Here is a 16,165-nt window from a genome sequence, read left to right on the forward strand (position 1 = left end):
GGGAGAGCGCTCTCCCAACCCCACCCCCGGTTCCCGGGCCGCCCGTACCCGGTCTCGTGAGCCTGACACCCCGTCGGCCGGAACACAAGTGCACCCACCGCCAGCGGTGGCACTTTCCGGCTGTCGACCATGCCCTGGATCAGGAGCAGAGAATGCACACCGCCGCACCGCCAACGGCGAACCGCCGCCGCCGAAATCTGATCCTCGCCGCCATTGCCGCGCTCGTGGTTCTGGCGACGTACGCGATCACCACGACCCTGACGGCCTCCGCCGCCGACACCCTCATCTCGCAGGGCAAGACGGCGACCGCGTCGTCGACCGAGAACGCCGGCTCGCCCGCGTCGGCCGCCGTTGACGGCAACACCACCGGCACCCGCTGGTCCAGCGCCTTCAGCGACCCGCAGTGGATCCAGATCGACCTGGGCCAGACGGCGACCATCTCGCAGGTGAAGCTGTACTGGGAGGCCGCGTACGCGAAGTCCTTCCAGATCCAGACGTCGCCGGACGCCAACACCTGGACCAACGTCTACTCGACCACGACCGGGACCGGCGGCACGCAGACGCTGACCGTCTCCGGCAGCGGCCGCTACGTGCGCATGTACGGCACGGTCCGCGCCACCGGCTACGGCTACTCGCTGTGGGAGTTCCAGGTCTACGGCTCCTTCGGCGGCACGAACCCGTCCTCGGGCCCGTGCAACACCGCCGCCAACGTCGCCCAGGGCAAGCCGGCCGACGCGTCCAGCACCGAGAACGCCGGCACGCCGGCCTCGGCCGCGGTGGACGGCAACGGCGGCACCCGCTGGTCGAGCGCGGCGAGCGACCCGCAGTGGCTGCGCGTCGACCTCGGCTCGGTCCAGTCGATCTGCCAGGTCACGATCAACTGGGAGACCGCGTACGGCAAGGACTTCCAGATCCAGACCTCGACCGACAACGCCAACTGGACGACCATCAAGACGGTCACCGGCGGCACCGGCGGCAACCAGACGCTGAGCGGGCTGACCGGCTCCGGGCGGTACATCCGCGTCTACGGCACCGCCCGCGGCACCGGCTACGGCTACTCGATCTGGGAGCTCATCGTCAACACCGGCGGCGGCTCCACGACGTCGTCGACGCCGAGCACCAGCCCGACCCCGAGCACCACCCCCTCCGGCCCGCAGTTGCCCGGCGGCGGCGACCTCGGCTCGAACGTCATCGTGTTCGACCCGTCGCAGTCCTCGGCCACGATCCAGGCCAAGCTGGACCAGATCTTCACCCAGCAGGAGACGAACCAGTTCGGCACCGAGCGCTACCAGTTCCTGTTCAAGCCGGGCTCCTACAGCGGCCTGAACGCGCAGATCGGCTTCTACACGTCGATCAACGGCCTCGGCCAGAACCCGCAGGACGTCCAGATCCACGGCGACATCACCGTCGACGCGGGCTGGATGCAGGGCAACGCCACCCAGAACTTCTGGCGCTCGGCGGAGAACCTGTCGATCTACCCGGTGTCGGGCGTGGACCGCTGGGCCGTCGCCCAGGCCGCCCCGTTCCGCCGCATCGACGTGCACGGCGGCATGACCCTCGCCTCGCCGAACTGCGGCTGGGCGTCGGGCGGTTACATCGCCGACTCGCGCGTCTCGGGCAACATCAACCCCTGCTCGCAGCAGCAGTGGTTCACCCGTGACTCGACCATCGGGTCCTGGAACGGCTCGGTCTGGAACATGGTGTTCTCCGGCGTGCAGGGCGCCCCGGCGAACAGCTTCCCGAACCCGCCGTACACCACCCTCGCCACCTCGCCGGTGACGCAGGAGAAGCCGTACCTGTACGCCGACGCGTCGGGCTACAAGGTGTTCGTGCCGTCGCTGCGGACGAACTCCTCGGGTGCGACCTGGATCAACGGCCAGACCCCCGGTCAGGCGCTGTCGATCAACCAGTTCTACGTGGCGAAGCCGGGCGTGAGCGCGGCGACGCTGAACCAGGCCGTGGCGCAGGGCCTGAACCTGCTGTTCACCCCGGGCGTGTACCACCTCAACCAGACGGTGAACATCAACCGGGCCGGCACCGTGGTCCTCGGCCTCGGCTACGCCACCATCGTCGCGGACAACGGCGCGCTGCCGATGGCCGTCGGTGACGTCGACGGTGTCAAGATCGCCGGTCTGCTCTTCGACGCCGGCGCGACGAACTCCCCGGCCCTGCTGCAGGTCGGCCCGGCCGGCGCCTCCGCGAACCACGCGGGTGCCCCGAACCTGATCTCCGACGTGTTCCTGCGCGTCGGTGGTGCGGGCGCGGCGAAGGTCACCAACGCCCTCGTGGTCAACAACAACAACACCATCATCGACCACATCTGGTCGTGGCGGGCCGACCACGGCGACGGGGCGGGCTGGACGTCGAACCCGGCCGACACCGGCCTCATCGTCAACGGCCAGAACGTCACCGCCTACGGCCTGTTCGTCGAGCACTTCGAGAAGTACAACGTGATCTGGAACGGCAACGGCGGCAAGACCATCTTCTTCCAGAACGAGCTGCCGTACGACCCGCCGTCCGCCGCCGCCTGGTCCCACGACGGCATCACCGGCTACGCCGCCTACAAGGTGTCCAACAACGTCACCTCCCACGAAGCGTGGGGCATGGGCAGCTACTGCGTCTTCACCACCGACCCGTCCATCGCCGCCTACCACTCCTACGAGGCGCCGAACAACGCCAACGTGAAGTTCCACGACATCCTCACGGTGTCGCTGGGCAAGGGCTCCATCACCCACGTCATCAACGACACGGGTGCCGCGGCCCAGGCCTCGAACGTCACGCCGTCCAACGTGATCAGCTACCCCTGATCCAGCATCTGTAGTACAGCGGGCCGACCGGCGATCGCCGGTCGGCCCGCGCCGTTACGGCACCAGGTGGATGCGCACCTTGCGCGCGGCGACGGCGGCCTCCTCGAGCACGGTGAGCCGCGGCTCGGCGACCTCGAGCAGCCGGGGATGGCGCAGCGCGGCGAGGTCGGCGAGGCGCCGGTCGGCGAGGATCGCGTCGACGAGCCCGCGGTCGCCGCCGCAGACGAGCGCGGCGATCCCGTCCAGACCCGGCAGCAGCACGCGGGCGGCGATGTCGGCGGCCTTCTCGGCCACGGCGTCGGCCTGGTTGTCGCGGCGGCGGGCGTAGCGCTGCTGGGACCAGCCGCCGGCGGCCGTGCGCCCGTGGACGTGGAAGCGCTCCACCTTCGACGCCTCCAGCGCGGTCCCGGCGACGATCCCGGCCGCCACGGCGCCCTTGCGGGCCAGCAGCAGCGCGATGCGGGGCGGGGCGGCGACCCCCGCGAGCAGCGCGTCGATGTCCGCGGCGCCGTCGAGGCCGGGCGGCGGGTGCAGCGTCGCCGTGTCGCCGTTGTTGGCCCCCGTGAGCACCAGGCCGCTTTCGTCGGCGCCCTGGTGGCGCCCGTAGAACCCGTCGAGCCAGCCGCGCAGCCGCTCCGGCGAGATCTCCACCCATCGCCCGCCGCCGGCGGCCGGTTTGGCCGTCACCATGACCCAATTCTAGGTTCGTCCCCGCCGGGCGGCTCAGCCGGCGGTGGCGGCCTCCTGCGCCTGCAGCGGATCCGCGGCCGGCTTCGGGCCGAGCAGCACGCGCAGCTCCAGGCCCTTCATCAGCCACGACGCGCCGAAACTGATCGTCGCCAGGGTCTCGCCGATGATGAGCGCGTAGGCGTCGAGCCAGCCGGTGAGCTCCGCGACGGCGATGAACACGACGGCCACGCCGACGCCGGCCGCGCACGTGAAGTGGAAGCGGCGCCAGAACTGCGGCGACAGCCGGCCGCGCAGCTGGGTGCGCCTGCCCTCGCGGATCCCGAAGTACAGGCTGATGATCCCGAGGCAGATGATGAAGACGGCGGCGCTGACGTAGTGCACGGTCGCCACCGGCCCCTCGCCCAGCCGCTCCTGCAGTGGGGTGAGCGCCAACGTGGCGCCCTTGGGCCGGTCGGTGCTGAACAGCGCGACCCCGAGCGCGCCGACGCCGGCCACGATGCTGAGCAGGTTGTCCAGGTTGTGCTCGAACACCTTGTACGTCACCAGGAACAGCCCGGTCACGAACAGGGAGCCGACGAAGACGTCGCGCATGCCGGTGTAGAAGTACTCGCTGAGGGAGCCCCGGATCTTGCCGTTCTCCAGGGCCAGGTCCCCGAGGACGAGCAGGAACGGCAGCGCCAGCCCGATGAAGCCGATGACGGCCCGCATGAGCAGGTAGGAGCGCAGATACAGCACGCCGGCGTCGGGGTCGGCCAGCCGGTCCGGGTCCGGCCGGCTCGGGCCCTCGGTCTGCGGGTCCAGGTAGCCCATGGCGCCTCCTCCAAGCGCTCGCCCCCCGGTGGTTACATCATGTCATCGCCCGGGCGTAATACGTCACTCCCGCGACGTGGTTGACGACTTCGCGCAGCGTCCACGTGCCCGGGTCGGGCCGCGCGTCCAGGACGTCGGCGCCCACGCCCGCGAGCCGGGCCCGGTAGCAGGCGGCGAGCCGGGTCAGCCGGCTGCGGGCCTCGTCGAGGTCGGTCTCGGTGAACCGGGCGAAGTCGGCGTGCGTGGTCACGGTCCGCCCGTGCCAGGCGTCGGGCAGCGGGGCCAGCCCGGCGAGGCGGCACTCGAGCTCGGCGAGGTGGTCGAGGAGGTGGTCGGCGACCCGGCGCAGCGCCTTGTGCGGCGTCCACGCGTTGCCGTCGCGGGCGACCGGCCGGCCGTCCCAGCCCAGCCAGCCGGCGGCGAGCTCGAGCACCTCGGCGACGGCGGCGTCGATGACGTCGGTAACGGGAGTTTCCATGCCGGCGACCGTAGGCGGCGGACCGTTCGGCCCCGGCCGAACCGGTGACCCCGAGGTTTCGTTCATGAATGACGCCGGCGTGCCGATTCCGGCGGTGTGGAGACGGTGGCGCCCTGGCGGCTGACACGGCTGCTGGCCGCGTCGATGCTGCTGGCCGTGGCGGCCGAGATCTGGTTCGCCGTCGGGCTGGCCCGGCCGACCCCGGCGATGCCCAGCTGGATCGCCGTGCCCTTCGCCGTCGGCTTCGCCGTCGCCGCCTGCCTCGCCACGACCACCGCGCCCGGCATCGCGCCCGGCGCGGCCCGTTTCTGGCGGCACGTCGCGCTCGGCATGGTGTTCATCGGCCTGGGCGGGCTCAGCAACGCCGTCGACATGTACCGCGGGATCGTCCTGCCCCAGCACGTCGGCCCCCTGACCGCGGGCATCTACCTGGCCGGGCTGGCCGTCATGCTGTGGGGCCTGCTGCGCGTCCCCGCGTCGCGGCGCTCCCGCGCCGAATGGCTGCGCTTCGGCCTGGACTCCGCGACGGTACTCGTCACCGTCCTCACCTTCGCCTGGCACTTCCTGTTCCGCCACTGGGCGGTGTGGTCCGGCGGCAACGCGGCCGGCACGAGGGCGGTCATGGCCCTGGTCGCCTGCGGCGGGGTGTGCGTCTTCGCGTTCGTGAAGGTCGCGTTCACCGGCACCGGACCGCTGGACCGGTGGGCCATGTACCTGCTCGCGCTGGCCGGCGGCGCCGGGGCCACGGGCGGCGCCCTCGCCCCGCTGCTGGTCGACCGGCCGTACCTCAACGGCACGCCGGTCGTCCTGCCCGTCACCTGCCTCGTGCTGTGCTTCGCCGCCGACCGCCAGCGCCGCGCCGCCGGCGTCGTCGCCCCGCCGCCGGTGCGCCGCACGCGGCCGGGCCTGATGCCGTACGTGGCCGTGTCCGCCACGTGCGCGCTGCTGCTCGCCGACGCCCGCTCCGACGGCGACGACATCGTCGGCGTCGCCATCGGCACCGTCGTGCTCGTGCTCCTCGTCGCCGCCCGGCAGGCGATCGCGCTGCGCGAGGTCGTCGAGTACCAGGAGACGCTCGCCTGGCAGGCCACCCACGACGCGCTCACGCACCTGGGCAACCGGCGGCTGCTCACGCAGTACATCCGCTCGGCGGTCGCCCTGGTCGACATCGACGACTTCAAGGCCATCAACGACGACCTCGGCCACACCGCGGGTGACGCGCTGCTGACGGCCGTCGCCGCCCGCCTCTGCGAGCTGCACGACGGCGGCCTCGTCGCGCGCCTCGGCGGCGACGAGTACGCGCTCGTCCTGCCGGCCTCGGACGACGTCGAGGCCCTGCGGCTCGTGGCCGCGATCGCCGCCGGCCTGCGCCGGCCTCTGCGCGCCGCGGAGCACACGCTGGTCGTCGAGGCCAGCATCGGCGTGGCGGTCGGCGACCTCGACCCCGACGAGCTGCTGCGCCGCGCGGACGTCGCGATGTACGTGGCGAAGGAGCAGGGCAAGGGCCGGCAGGTGCTCTACGACCCGGCGATGGACCAGCGCAGCGCCGAGCAGTCCCGCATCGCCGCCGAGCTGCGCATCGCGCTCGACGCCGGCCAGCTGCGCGTCTACTACCAGCCGATCGTCCGCCTCGACGACGGCCGCACGGTCGGGGTCGAGGCGCTGGTGCGGTGGATGCACCCGGAGCGCGGGATGATCCGCCCGGACCTGTTCATCCCGGCCGCCGAGCGCACCGGCCTCATCGTCCCGGTCGGCCAATGGGTCCTGGCGCAGGCCTGCCGCCAGGCCGCCGAGTGGCGCCGCGAGTTCGGCCCGTCGGCGCTGCAGTACGTCTCGGTCAACGTGTCGCCGCGCCAGCTGCGCGAGACGGGCTTCGCGGCCTCGCTGCGCGACGAGCTGCGCACGGCCGGCCTGGCCCCGGCGCAGCTGCTCGTCGAGGTCACGGAGACCGCGGTGTTCGACGGCGGCTCGGCGCTCGACGAGCTGCGGGAGATCCAGCGGTACGGCGTGCAGGTCGCCCTGGACGACTTCGGCACCGGCCACTCATCCTTGGGCCTGCTCCGGACCTGCCCGGTCGACGTGCTGAAGGTGGACAAGTCCTTCGTCGACAACGTGACGGCCGCCGGCGAGCACTCGGTGATCGCGGAGGCGCTGATCGGCATCAGCAACGGCCTGCGCCTGCGCGCGGTGGCGGAAGGTGTGGAGACCGCCGAACAGGCGGAGGCGCTGCGCCGCCTCGGTTATCGTTACGCGCAGGGCTACCACTACGGCCGCCCCGCCCCGGCCTCCGACCTGGCCCCGCGCCTGGCGTACTGGTCCGATTACGCCGAGCAACGCGGGGCCTGATCAACTTGGATGAGTGGTGTAGGCTGGTGGTAACTCCGAGCGCCACGCCGGCTCGTTGCAGCGCAAGCTCCTCCTGAGCGTTTGTGCCCCCTCCGGCGCAGTCACATCGCCTTGAACGCCCCTGACACACGCGCGCATGTGTGCGCCGTGCTCGCCGTGGTTCTCGTTGCTCTCGTTGCGGAGGTCGCGCTGGGGCATCGGGGTCAGTAGCGCACGGCACTCTGCAGCAGCGGCGGATACACCTGCGACGGCTCGCCGTCCACAGTGGATCCGCCGAACTGGAGCATCGCGCGCAGCGGGCCGTGCAACGGGGCCGGGTAGTTCAGCGTGGGGGCCGAGGCCGCGTCGAGCGCCGCGAGCTGCTCCGGCGTCAGGGTCACGTCCAGGGCGGCCAGGTTGCCCTCGAGGTGCTCGAGGCGGCGGGCGCCGACGATCGGGACGACGGTGCCGGGGCGCTGGCGCAGCCAGGCGAGGGCGACCGCGGCCGTCGTGGTGCCCAGCTCGTCCGCGACCCGGTCGACCGCGTCGATCACCACGTAGTCCGCGTCCGTCGGCCGGCCGACGAAGGCGGTGCGGGCCGAGTCGGTGACGGCGGCGTCGCGGCGGTACTTGCCCGACAGAAATCCGTTGCGCAGCGGGCTCCACGGCACCAGCGCGAGCCCCTGGTCCAGCGCGAACGGGGCCAGCTCGCCCTCGACCGTGCGGGCCAGCAGCGAGTACTCCACCTGCAGCGCGACCAGGGGCGTCCAGCCCCGCAGCAGCGCCATCGTGTGGGCCTGCGCCGTGACCCAGGCGGGGGTGTTGGAGAAGCCGACGTACCGGATGCGCCCCTCGCGCACCAGGTCGTCCAGCGCGCGCATGGTCTCCTCGATCGGGGTGTTGCGGTCCCAGTTGTGCAGCCAGTAGAGGTCGATGTGATCCGTCTGCAGCCGGCGCAGGGACTCCTGAAGCTGGAACCGGATCGCGGAGCGCCCGGCGCCGCCCGCGTTCGGGTTGCCCGGGTGCATGTTCGTGAAGAACTTCGACGCGAGCACCACGCGGTCGCGGGCGCCGGGGCGGGCCGCGAAGTAGTCGCCGAGGATGCGCTCCGAGTGGCCGTTGGTGTAGAAGTTCGCGGTGTCGACGAAGTTGCCGCCGCGGTCGAGGTACGCGGTCAGGATCTTCTCGGACTCCTCGACGCTGCAGCCGGCGCCGCCCGCGTCCTCGCCGAACGTCATCGCGCCGAGGGCGAATGGGCTGACGCGGAGGCCGGAGCGGCCGAGGGTCACGTAATGGTCCAGTGTCATGACTCAAGCAGACCGCTGGTCCGGGTGCTGCGGGTAGACCGATCCGGGCGACCTCTTGCCCGAACCTGCCGAACCGGGCTGCGACAGCAGTCGCGCCAGCCAGTCGGCGCGGGTGCGCCGCGCGGCGGCCGAGACCCGGGCGTGTGGGTAGAGCGCGTCGAAGCCGTGAAAGCCGCCGGCCCAGACGTGCAGCTCGGCCTGGCCGCCGGCGGCCCAGATGCCGGTGGCGTAGGCGACGTCCTCGTCGCGGAAGACCTCTGCGGTGCCGGCGTCGATGTACGTCGTCGGCAGGCCGGCGAGGTCGGTGGCGAGGGCGGGAGAGAGGTAGTCGGGCACGGCGTCGGGGGCCAGGTCGCCGAGGACCGACTGCCAGCCGAAGGCGTTCATCTCGCGCGTCCAGACGCCGGGCTCGCCGGCGTACTGGTGGCTGGACGTGGTGGTGTTGCGATGGTCGAGCATGGGGTAGATCAGCACCTGGGCGGCGATGGCCGGGGTGGCGCGGTCGCGGGCCATGAGCGTCACGCCGGCGGCGAGGCCGCCCCCGGCGCTGGCGCCGGCAACGATGATGCGGGCCGGGTCGATGCCCAGGTCGGCGGCGTGGTCGGCGGTCCAGAGCAGGCCGTGGTAGCAGTCCTCGACGAGAGTGGTGCCGGTGGCCTCGGGGGCCAGGCGGTAGTCGACGGTGACGACGACGGCGCCGAAGCGGTCGAGCCACTCGAGCGGAATGTCGATCTGGGAGTACCGGTCGCCCATCACCATGCCGCCGCCGTGGATCCAGTAGATGCAGGGGGCCGGGGCGGCGGGGTCGGTGCGCGCGGGCGTGAAGATCGACAAGGGGATCGGGGCGCCGTCGGGGCCGGTGACGGTGACGTCGCGGTGGCTGGCGGCGCGGCCGTCGAGCAGGGTCGCGACCGGTGTGGCGGGGAACTGGCGGAGCTGGGCGAGCAGCTCGGGGTTGAGCTCGGAGTTGAGCGGCATGTCGGCGAGGAGGGTGCGCAGCTCGGGGTCGAGGCCGGGTCGGGCGCGGTTCATGGTGAAAGCTCCTTCGAAGGGATCGTCAGAAGTCGGCCTTGCCGCCGACCGGGATTTCGTCGGTGTACTGCGAGTCGCCGGTCAGCAGCGGCTGGAGCCTGGCGACCAGCGCCTGGGCCGGTTCGGTGGCGAAGAACGCGGCGTGGGCCTCCGGGCTGGTCCAGCCCTCGGTGACGTGCACGACGTCCGGGTCGGCGGCCGAGCGGCCGACCAGGAACACGACGCAGTCCGGGTGCGGCAGCGACGGCGCGTCCAGCAACAACGCGACGACGTCGTCCCCCTTGCCGGGGTGGGCGGTCATCGTGGCGTGAAATCCGTGTCCGGGGGTCATCGAGTCCTCCACTTATCGCGGCTCGGTCGCGAGCCTTGGAACGTCGACCACCTAAGAGAACCATCTTGAACTGCTGAAATGTTAGAATGATCGCCGCCTTGACTTGCACAATGCTCTCGTTCGAGCGAGTATCTGGTCATGTCTCTCGACGCTCTGCGTGCCCTGGTCGCTCGCCATGCGCGGCCGGACATGACCACCGCCATCGACGGCGTCCTGCTCTCGAAGGTCGAGCAGGCGGGCCCGCCGGCGCCGGAGATGTCGGGCACCGTGCTGGCGGTGATCGCCCAGGGCGCGAAGCGGATCGCGCTCGGCGACCGCGTGTACGAGTACGGCGCCGGGCAGTATCTCGTCGCCTCGGTCGACCTGCCGATCACCGGCCACTTCATCGAAGCCTCCCCGGCGCGGCCCGCGCTCGGGTTCGGCCTGGTCCTCAACCCGGCCATGGTCGCCGAGGTGCTGCTCCAGGCGGCTCCCGGAGTCCTTCCGCCCGTCGGCGCCGCGCCGTCCGGCATGGCCGTCAGCGACGCGCCCGGCGAGCTGCTCGACGCGGTGGTCCGGCTGGTGCGCCTGCTTGAGCAGCCGCGCGACATGGCGGTGCTCGCACCGCTGGTCAAGCGGGAGATCCTCTGGCGGGTCATCGCCGGCGAGCAGGGCGCCGTCGTGCGCCAGCTCTGCCTGCCCGATAGCGGCCTGACCCACGTCGCCCGGGCCGTGCGCTGGATCCGCGAGCACTACGCGCAGGCGTTCCGGGTCGAGGAGGTGGCGCAGCGGGCCGGCATGAGCGTGTCCGCGTTCTACCGCAACTTCCAGGCCGTCACCGCGATGAGCCCGATCCAGTTCCAGAAGCAGATCCGCCTGCAGCAGGCGCGGCTGATGCTCGCCTCGCACCCCAATGACGTCACCGGGGTCGGCCTGCGCGTGGGCTACGAGAGCCCGTCGCAGTTCAGCCGGGAGTACCGGCGCCTGTTCGGCGCGCCGCCGAGTCAGGACGCCGCCCGGTTGCGCGGCTTCGGTACGTGATCAAGCTTTCGTCAACGGCGGGAGGTGGCCGCCGGGGAACGGCCACCCTGAAGGGTCCTACTCGTCGCGCAGGATCTTCGTGCCGTCGACGCGGATCTTGACTTCCTTCAGGCCCGTGGGCGTCGGGCCGCTGATCCGGGAGCCGTCGGTGATGCTGAACGTCGACGCGTGGGCGGGACACGTCGCGATGCCGTTCTGCGGTGCGGCGACCAGGATGCCCTTGTGCGGGCAGGCCGCGTCGTACGCCTTGTAACTTCCACTCACCGGCTGCACGATGAGCAGCCCGTTCGTGACGATGCCGCCGCCCACGGGGACCTGGGCGGTGTCCGCCAGCGAGGCCGGTGCGGACGAGGGGGCGGAGGCGGGGGCTTGCGCGGTGGCGTCTGAGCCGCAGGCCGACAGCACGGCGGCGGCGCCGGCACCGCCGAATGCGGCCAGGAGAACCCGTCGGTTCGCGCACCACGCCGATGGTTGCGCCGGGTCTTCGTTGGTTGCCACGATGTTCCCTTCGGACGGCGGCCCGTGCACGGGGCGCGACGCGGCCACCGCGATGTGGCGCGCCGAGCGCGGGGTGATGCCGGCAAGGGCCGGTGGGGTGTGACCGCCCGCCGAGGCGGCCGTGATTGAGCGCTTGGCAATCGTACCGGTCAATATAGAAGATCGTCTAGAAACGTGGCGTGGGAAAATGGTGCCATGCGCATCGAGAGCACCGAGCTGTTCATCGGCGAGCGGCAGGTCATCCGGGTTTCCGACGTGGCCGGGGAGGTTCAGGTCCGCGGGCCGGGCATATCCGGTACGGCGGAGGGCCAGGGAACCGTCGAGGTGCCCGTCGCCGTCGACCATCCGCCCGGGACGTTCGTGCCGATCGAGGTCACGGCCGGCGGGGTGACGCAGCAGGCCGAAATGCACACCGCCGAGCCGGGATGGACCGTGTGGATGGTCTCGCACTTCCACTACGACCCCGTGTGGTGGAACACCCAGGCCGCCTACACCGCCACCTGGGGCGCGCCCGGCCAGACCGGCGGCGAGTTCCGCGGCGACTTCCAGAAGACCGGGTTCGAGCTGGTCCGGCTGCATCTGGAGACCGCGCGGCTGTACCCCGAGTACAAGTTCGTCCTGGCCGAGCTCGACTACCTCAAGCCCTACTGGGACGCCCGCCCGCAGGACCGCGCCTACATCCGCAGCCTGCTCGCCGAGGGGCGGCTCGAGCTCGTCGGCGGCACCTACAACGAGCCGAACACCAACCTCACCCTCGCCGAGACCACCATCCGCAACTTCCGCTACGGCATCGGCTTCCAGCGCGACGTCGTCGGCGGCGACCCGCGCACCGCCTGGCAGCTCGACGCGTTCGGGCACGACCCCAACTTCCCGGGGCTGGCCGCGGCGGCGGGGCTTGACTCGTCGTCGTGGGCGCGCGGGCCGCATCACCAGTGGGGGCCGATGCTCACCACGTACCAGCCGGGGGAGCGCGGCTGGGGCGACCCCTCGACGATGCAGTTCCCGGCCGAGTTCGAGTGGCTCTCGCCCAACGGGCTGGGCGTGCTCACGCACTACATGCCGGCGCACTACGGAGCCGGGTGGCACATCGACGCCCAGCCGACCCTGCACGGGGCCGAGGAGAGCGTGTACCGCCTCTTCCTGCTGCTCAAGAAGGTGGCGAGCACCCGCAACGTGCTGCTGCCCGTCGGCACCGACTACAGCCCGCCGGCGAAGTGGGTCGTCGACATCCACCGCGACTGGAACGCCCGCTACACCTGGCCGCGGTTCGTGTGCGGGCTGCCGCGCGAGTTCTTCGCCGCCGTGCGCGCGCAGAGCCGGACCGTCAGCGTGCAGACGCGCGACATGAACCCGATCTACACCGGCAAGGACGTGTCGTTCATCGACACCAAGCAGGCCCAGCGGCACACGGAGGCGCTGCTCGCCGACGCCGAGACGTTCGCGACCCTGGCCGCGCTCGGCGGCGCGCCCTACCCGCACGAGGAGGTCGACCTCGCCTGGCGGCAGCTCGTCTTCGGGGCGCACCACGACGGCATCACCGGGTCGGAGTCCGATCAGGTGTACCTCGACCTGCTCACCGGCTGGCGCCAGGCCCACGACCTGGCGGCCGGGGTGCTCGACGGCGCCCTCGCGGCGCTGGCCGCCCGGCTGCCGTCCGGCGAGGGGCCGGCGCGGGCGGTCGTGTTCAACCCGTCGTCGTGGACCCGCACCGACGTGGTCCGGATGCCGTACCCGCGGGGCGGCGGGGCCGTCGTCGACGGCGAGCCCGCGCTCGTCGAGGACGGGCAGCTGGTGTTCCTCGCCCGCGACGTGCCCGGCGTGGGGTACCGCACCGTCGAGGTCGCCCCGGCCGCCGGCGACGGCTGGCGGCCGAGGCCCGGCGAGACGGCCGTGGAGAACGAGACGTTCCGGCTCGTCGTCGACCCGGGCCGCGGCGGCGCGGTGGCGTCCCTGGTCGACCGGCGCACGGGGCGCGAGCTGCTCGCCGCCGGCCGGGCCGGCAACGAGCTGCTCGTGTACGACGAGTACCCCGCCCACCCGCAGGTCCACGAGGGCCCGTGGCACCTGCTGCCGAAGGGCCCGGCGGCGGCCGGCTCGGCGGACGGGCCGGCGGAGTCCGTCGTGGTCGAGTCGTGCGCGCTCGGCGAGCGGGTGACCGTCACCGGCTCGGTCGGCCCGGCCCGGTACGTCCAGACGCTCACCCTCTGGCACGGCGTCCCCCGCGTCGAGGCCCGCACCGTGCTCACCGAGTTCGACGGCGCCGACCACCTCGTCCGGGTCCGCTGGCCCGCCGCCATCCCGGGCGCGCTGCCGGTCAGCGAGGTCGGCAGCGCCGTCGTCGGGCGCGGCTTCGGCCTGATCGACGCCGACGCCGAAGGCGCGCCCTGGACGCTGGACAACCCGGCCCAGCACTGGTTCGCGCTGTCCTCCACCGCCCGCATCCGCATCGGCGGGCACACCCGCGCGATCGGCGTCGCCGAGATCGTCGGCGGCGGGCCCGAGGCGCGCGACCTCGCCCTGGCCCTCGTGCGCCAGGGCGTCACCAGCACCTGCGCCGACCCGTCCGGGCCGCGGTACGGCTCGCTCGCCGTCGACTCCAACCTGCCCGACGTGCGGATCGCCATCGGCGGGCCCGACGACAACGCGTTCACCGCCGCCCTGCTCGACGCGCTCGGGACGGACGCCGACGCCGTGCGGGCCCGGCTCGCCGCGGACGGGCGGGCCTGGGTCCCGGCCGAGCGGCCGCTCGCGGACGTGTGGGTGCCCAACGCCGACCTCACCGGGGCGCGGGCGCTGCCGGTCCTCGTCGTCGCCGTCGAGGCCGTCGGGCGGCTCTGCGCCGACCTCGAGGCCGGCGACGTGCGCGCCGCGCCCGGGCTCGACGACCCGGACGCGGGCCTCGACGAGTACACCTTCGGGATCCTGAACCGCGGACTGCCCGGCTTCGCCGTGGACACCTCGGGCGCGCTGCACCTGTCGCTCGTGCGCTCCTGCACCGGCTGGCCGTCCGGCGTCTGGATCGACCCACCGCGGCGCACCGCCCCGGACGGGTCCAACTTCCAGCAGCAGCACTGGACCCACGCGTTCGACTACGCGCTCGTGGGCGGCGACGGCGACTGGCGCGACGCCGGGCTCGTCGCCGCCGGGTTCGCCGTCAACCACCCGCTGCACGCGCGGCCGCTGCCGCCCGGGCCGCCGGCCTCGGCGCGGCTCGTCCACATCGAACCGTCCACTGTGGTCCTCACCGCGCTGAAGCCGGCCGGCGACCCGATCGCCTCCGGCGGCGCGCCCGAACCGGTGACGGAGGTGACCGCCCGGTACTACGAGACGGCCGGCCGCCCCGCCGACGTCCACATCGGGCTGCCGGTGCCGGTGCTCGAGCGGCGCGCCGCCGACCTCCTCGAACGGCCCGCGCCCGGCGACGCGGCCCTGCCGGCGGCCGCGACCGGGCAGGCGCTGCTGCGGGTCGCCCGGCCGCTGCCGGCCGCGTTCCGGGCCGCCGAGGCCGCCTACGCGCGCTACTGGCTGCACAACACCGGGCCCGCGCCGCTGGGCAACATGCCGGTGTCGGTACACCTGGACCCGCCGCACGCCGCCGCGACCGGCCCGGTGACGCTCACCGCCACCGTCGCCTCCGACCTCACCGGCGCCCGGGCGGCGGGCGCGGTGCGCCTCGACGCCCCGGACGGCTGGACCGCCGAGCCTCGTTCGATCCCGTACGACCTCGGGCCCGGCGACCACCTCGCCGCGACCGTCACCGTCACCCCGCCGGCCGACGCGGCGCCCGGCGCACACTGGCTGCGGGCCACGATCCCGCACGGCGCCTACGACGTCGCCCGGCTGCTCGTCGGCGTCGACAGGCCGGAGACCGTCACGGCCGCGCTGAGCCCGGGCGAGCTCGCGCTGCGCCGCGGGGACACGGCGGCGCTGCGCCTCGAGCTGTCCGGCGATGCGCCCGGGGAGGTGCTCGTGGACGTACACCTCATCGGGCCCTGGCACACGTGGGAGCTGCTGCCCGCGCCCGCGCGCACGGTGGCGCTGCACGGATCGTCCACAGTGGAGTTCCCGGTGCGCGCGCCGGCCTGGCACCCGCCGGGGCGCTGGTGGGTCCTCGCCCGGATCGCCCACGCCGGGCAGCTGCACTACACCGCGCCCGTGCCGGTGACGGTGCTGCCGTGACCGGGCCGGTCGCCGCGCACGTCGGGGAGCGGGCCGTGCTCGTCGCCGACGTCGAGGCGCGGCTGGCGGCGCTGCGGGCCGGACCGTACGCGGCGCGGCTGCCGCACCCGGCGACCGCCGAGGGACGCAACCTGCGGCGGTGGCTGGTGCAGGTGCTCGTCACCGAGGCGGTGCTCGAGGACGAGGCCCGGCGGCGCGGGCTGAGCGCCGCCGCGGCCGACCCGCCGCCGGCGAGCCTCGGCGCGGCCCTGCGGATGGGCGGGGTCACCGCCGCCGTGCTGGCCGTGCACCCCCTCGCGGCGGCGGTGCGGTCCGCGGTCACGGCGGATGTGGCAGTACCGCAGGACGAGCTCCGGTCCTACTACGAGCGCAACCGGGACCGGTATCCGGGCCCGTTCACCCCCGCCGAGGTGGCGCCGGTGCTGCTGGAGGCGGCGCGGGAGCGGGCGTTCGGGCGGTGGCTGGACGAGCGGTGCGCGGCGCTGGTCCGCCTCGAGCCCGGCTTCGAGCACCCGGGCGACCCGGCCCAGCCCGACTACGCCCATCACCATTAGTTGCGGGAAACCCGCAACCGGGCTACGGGGCCGTACCGAACCGGGCGGGGCGCGGGGGCGGCAGGCTGGGCCCGTCGCAGTACCGAACCCCTATCGACCGGAGCCGGGACGCACATGTGGAAACGCCTCCGCGC

12 protein-coding genes are annotated in these 16,165 nt (G+C 73.1%); 5 read left to right on the plus strand and 7 right to left on the minus strand.

The window, feature by feature from the left end:
* The first annotated feature begins 152 nt into the window (after window positions 1-152).
* On the plus strand, window positions 153-2,807 hold the full coding sequence (locus ACQEVU_RS08110) for a discoidin domain-containing protein (protein ID WP_433321918.1): 2,655 nt from the start codon (window positions 153-155) through the stop codon (window positions 2,805-2,807).
* A 54-nt stretch (window positions 2,808-2,861) separates the two neighbouring features.
* Here the strand turns inward: ACQEVU_RS08110 and ACQEVU_RS08115 are convergent, their stop codons facing one another.
* From ACQEVU_RS08115 to ACQEVU_RS08125, 3 genes are read right to left on the minus strand one after another with little or no spacing between them, the layout of a single operon-like run.
* Window positions 2,862-3,497, minus strand: a complete 636-nt coding sequence (locus ACQEVU_RS08115) for an acVLRF1 family peptidyl-tRNA hydrolase (protein ID WP_433321919.1) — start codon at window positions 3,495-3,497, stop codon at window positions 2,862-2,864.
* 33 nt (window positions 3,498-3,530) lie between these two features.
* Window positions 3,531-4,307 (minus strand): hypothetical protein, encoded by a 777-nt coding sequence (locus tag ACQEVU_RS08120; protein ID WP_433321920.1) that lies wholly within the window; start codon window positions 4,305-4,307, stop codon window positions 3,531-3,533.
* Window positions 4,308-4,344: 37 nt separating this feature from the next.
* Window positions 4,345-4,785 carry a hypothetical protein gene (locus ACQEVU_RS08125; protein ID WP_433321921.1) on the minus strand — a complete coding sequence of 147 codons (441 nt, stop codon included), beginning with the start codon at window positions 4,783-4,785 and terminating at the stop codon, window positions 4,345-4,347.
* A 96-nt stretch (window positions 4,786-4,881) separates the two neighbouring features.
* Here ACQEVU_RS08125 and ACQEVU_RS08130 point away from each other — a divergent pair, with 96 nt between their 5' ends.
* Window positions 4,882-7,131 carry a putative bifunctional diguanylate cyclase/phosphodiesterase gene (locus ACQEVU_RS08130; protein WP_433321922.1) on the plus strand — a complete coding sequence of 750 codons (2,250 nt, stop codon included), beginning with the start codon at window positions 4,882-4,884 and terminating at the stop codon, window positions 7,129-7,131.
* Between the two features lie 203 nt (window positions 7,132-7,334).
* On the opposite strand, the gene ACQEVU_RS08135 is transcribed toward ACQEVU_RS08130, so the two are convergent.
* The 3 genes from ACQEVU_RS08135 to ACQEVU_RS08145 are packed head-to-tail and all read right to left on the minus strand — an operon-like array spanning window position 7,335 to window position 9,780.
* Complete coding sequence (locus ACQEVU_RS08135; RefSeq protein ID WP_433321923.1) at window positions 7,335-8,417, minus strand: aldo/keto reductase; 1,083 nt, start codon at window positions 8,415-8,417, stop codon at window positions 7,335-7,337.
* 3 nt (window positions 8,418-8,420) lie between these two features.
* Entirely contained in the window at window positions 8,421-9,449 is a 1,029-nt protein-coding gene (locus tag ACQEVU_RS08140) for an alpha/beta hydrolase (protein WP_433321924.1), read from the minus strand.
* Window positions 9,450-9,474: 25 nt separating this feature from the next.
* The gene (locus tag ACQEVU_RS08145) at window positions 9,475-9,780 is read right to left on the minus strand and encodes a putative quinol monooxygenase (protein WP_433321925.1); all 306 of its coding nucleotides are present in this window, start codon (window positions 9,778-9,780) and stop codon (window positions 9,475-9,477) included.
* A gap of 138 nt (window positions 9,781-9,918) precedes the next feature.
* On the opposite strand from ACQEVU_RS08145, the gene ACQEVU_RS08150 reads away from it, so the two are divergent.
* On the plus strand, window positions 9,919-10,800 hold the full coding sequence (locus ACQEVU_RS08150) for an AraC family transcriptional regulator (protein WP_433321926.1): 882 nt from the start codon (window positions 9,919-9,921) through the stop codon (window positions 10,798-10,800).
* A gap of 57 nt (window positions 10,801-10,857) precedes the next feature.
* Here the strand turns inward: ACQEVU_RS08150 and ACQEVU_RS08155 are convergent, their stop codons facing one another.
* Entirely contained in the window at window positions 10,858-11,643 is a 786-nt protein-coding gene (locus tag ACQEVU_RS08155) for a Rieske (2Fe-2S) protein (protein ID WP_433321927.1), read from the minus strand.
* On the opposite strand from ACQEVU_RS08155, the gene ACQEVU_RS08160 reads away from it, so the two are divergent.
* Complete coding sequence (locus ACQEVU_RS08160) at window positions 11,623-15,477, plus strand: NEW3 domain-containing protein (protein ID WP_433321928.1); 3,855 nt, start codon at window positions 11,623-11,625, stop codon at window positions 15,475-15,477. The genes ACQEVU_RS08155 and ACQEVU_RS08160 overlap by 21 nt on opposite strands.
* Window positions 15,474-16,031: a DUF7158 domain-containing protein gene (locus tag ACQEVU_RS08165; RefSeq protein WP_433321929.1), complete on the plus strand. Its 558-nt coding sequence runs from the start codon at window positions 15,474-15,476 to the stop codon at window positions 16,029-16,031. Before ACQEVU_RS08160 ends, ACQEVU_RS08165 begins: the two co-directional genes overlap by 4 nt.
* Window positions 16,032-16,165 lie beyond the last annotated feature (134 nt).

Source organism: Dactylosporangium sp. CA-139066 (genome assembly GCF_050936175.1).
Classification (GTDB): domain Bacteria; phylum Actinomycetota; class Actinomycetes; order Mycobacteriales; family Micromonosporaceae; genus Dactylosporangium.

What these genes read in the sequence shown, in the direction of transcription:
- ACQEVU_RS08110 (WP_433321918.1), top strand. Translation starts at nt 153, where the DNA reads ATGCACACCGCCGCACCGCCAACGGCGAACCGCCGCCGCCGAAATCTG.
- ACQEVU_RS08115 (WP_433321919.1), bottom strand. Translation starts at nt 3,497, where the DNA reads ATGGTGACGGCCAAACCGGCCGCCGGCGGCGGGCGATGGGTGGAGATC.
- ACQEVU_RS08120 (WP_433321920.1), bottom strand. Translation starts at nt 4,307, where the DNA reads ATGGGCTACCTGGACCCGCAGACCGAGGGCCCGAGCCGGCCGGACCCG.
- ACQEVU_RS08125 (WP_433321921.1), bottom strand. Translation starts at nt 4,785, where the DNA reads ATGGAAACTCCCGTTACCGACGTCATCGACGCCGCCGTCGCCGAGGTG.
- ACQEVU_RS08135 (WP_433321923.1), bottom strand. Translation starts at nt 8,417, where the DNA reads ATGACACTGGACCATTACGTGACCCTCGGCCGCTCCGGCCTCCGCGTC.
- ACQEVU_RS08140 (WP_433321924.1), bottom strand. Translation starts at nt 9,449, where the DNA reads ATGAACCGCGCCCGACCCGGCCTCGACCCCGAGCTGCGCACCCTCCTC.
- ACQEVU_RS08145 (WP_433321925.1), bottom strand. Translation starts at nt 9,780, where the DNA reads ATGACCCCCGGACACGGATTTCACGCCACGATGACCGCCCACCCCGGC.
- ACQEVU_RS08150 (WP_433321926.1), top strand. Translation starts at nt 9,919, where the DNA reads ATGTCTCTCGACGCTCTGCGTGCCCTGGTCGCTCGCCATGCGCGGCCG.
- ACQEVU_RS08155 (WP_433321927.1), bottom strand. Translation starts at nt 11,643, where the DNA reads ATGGTCGACGGCGACGGGCACCTCGACGGTTCCCTGGCCCTCCGCCGT.